This is a genomic window from Tenacibaculum ovolyticum DSM 18103 (assembly GCF_000430545.1).
In the GTDB taxonomy this organism is placed as follows: Bacteria; Bacteroidota; Bacteroidia; order Flavobacteriales; family Flavobacteriaceae; genus Polaribacter; species Polaribacter ovolyticus.
The window spans coordinates 1-1,916 of sequence record NZ_AUMF01000036.1; the positions used below are offsets into that span (position 1 = coordinate 1).

General features: G+C 27.3%; 2 protein-coding genes. Both read left to right on the forward strand.

The window, feature by feature from the left end; all coding sequences use genetic code 11:
- A partial coding sequence (locus tag H518_RS21225) for a hypothetical protein (protein WP_043706846.1) occupies positions 1-802 on the forward strand: 802 nt, incomplete at its 5' end.
- Between the two features lie 67 nt (positions 803-869).
- Positions 870-1,607 carry a hypothetical protein gene (locus H518_RS0109995; protein ID WP_028888917.1) on the forward strand — a complete coding sequence of 246 codons (738 nt, stop codon included), beginning with the start codon at positions 870-872 and terminating at the stop codon, positions 1,605-1,607.
- The last annotated feature ends 309 nt before the right edge of the window (positions 1,608-1,916 follow it).

The following is a 1,916-nucleotide window of genomic DNA, read 5'->3' on the forward strand; positions in this document are numbered from 1 at the left end:
CCACCAACAAGGAGAGATAATAGATAAGAGTATTAAAATTTTAAATAACGATCCAATACAGAAGTGGCTAGAATTAGAATATGATAAATCATCGACAGCGAAAAAGAATGCATCAATAGCAGATATTATCTTAAAAGGTGAATCTCTAGGTTTAGTTAAGTTTAATTCAGAAGGGAAAGATAATTTTGATTCTGGTTTTGGGGGTACAAAAGATACTTTTATAAAAATAAGAGATGGTAAACAAATAGGAAATGGTAAAGGAACTGCTAAACCAAAGAAATATTTTGACCCAAAAATTGAAAATATCCCAGTATTAGAAAGTGTTTTACAAATAATTAAATCAAATGTAATCAATTGGAAAGATAATAACTTCTCTCCAAAAAAACCTAATAGACTAGCATTAGGAAGCTTCATGGTTTGGAATAGTAGTGGATCTCTTAGACGTAGTAAGCACGGAAACAAAGCAAGCGCAATTGACTTTAATTTAAGAACATCTGAAAACAAAAAAATTGCATTTAATCAACCTGATGCTGAAAAAATGATATTAGAAGTTATTAAAAATTTACCAAAAGGAAATTATGGAATTGGTCTTCCTGGTCAAGGAGGTTTCTTTCCAAGTGAGTCAAAATGGAAAAGCCTCGGCTTAAGCAAGCATACTTCACAATTAAATGGCAAGAGTAATAAAGCATATACTAAAATAATTAATAACAATTTAAAAGTAGAGTTAGAGAAAAGAGTTAAAAATTCTAAAACAATTATATTTCCTGATAATGAAAATCATTTACACATTCAACTTCAATAGACTATTAACTAATAATAAATAAAAATCATTTAGATTTGTACGTAACCTTAATTAAAATTCGTTTCTAATGAAAAAAATAGCCGTAAGTTTGATTGTAATAGTTGCTCTTTTAAGTTGTAAAAAAGATAATCCTCTAAACAAAACCGAAACTTCAGCTAAAGTAAAAAAAGTTGAAAAGATTAATAATATACTTTTTTTTAAGCATTTTGATAAAACCGTAAATAATCAAAAACATTTTGTTTCACAGAATAATTCTGAAAAACCAGAATCATTAAAAATGATTGATAAAGAATTTGATACAAAATCTTTATCAACCCCTTTAAAATTGTTATTAAAGGAAATTAACAACAGCGAGAATAATTATTATTTCTATGGAAAAAAGAGTTTAAGCACCAGTATTACGGCTTATATAATAATTAAAGAACAAGGTGACTCTTTTCTTTCTTATGATGTGATTTTATATAATGATTCTGAAGAAGAATATATTTCTGATTTCTCTATAACATCTTTAGAAGGAGACGCAGGAGTCTCTTTAGCTCTAGAAAGCTGGTTTGTAGATGTAGATAAAGATGGTTTTTTAGATATTATATCGAATAGCTGTCTTTCTGTTATTGAAACAGAAATAAATGATAACTTTGACCCTGAAAATGCGATAGAATTAAATGGAAGGCAAATTAATGTGAGAGATTTAGAAACTAAGATTTTCTTAGTTAAGGATAGTTCATTAATCACTACGGATATTAGTGTTGTTAAAGAGAAATTGAATTTAGCTTCAAAATACTGCCCTTTAATAATTAATAAATAAACTATGTCATTTAGATTTTAAAAATTACAATAGTTTTTCAAAAAAAAACTTAAAGCTGCATGAAATCAAAAGAACCCGCTCCGCAAAGTCTCCTGACTTAGCGAAAAACGTTAAGCTAATGTTTGTATAAAAATGAAGATATATTAAGTGTTAAGATACTAATTTAAAAAGATAAAATAAACTCAAAACTGTAAGGTTTTGCCTAGCGAGAATATACTAAAATTACAAACTGGTTATCAGAAACAAGTAAAAAACTATATTAACGCAAGTATTCCTAATTATAACAACAAACCTATTATTGTTGGGGTG

Bases quoted from the DNA above. Each gene is read 5' to 3' on its own strand.
- H518_RS0109995 (WP_028888917.1), top strand. From the start codon at position 870: ATGAAAAAAATAGCCGTAAGTTTGATTGTAATAGTTGCTCTTTTAAGT.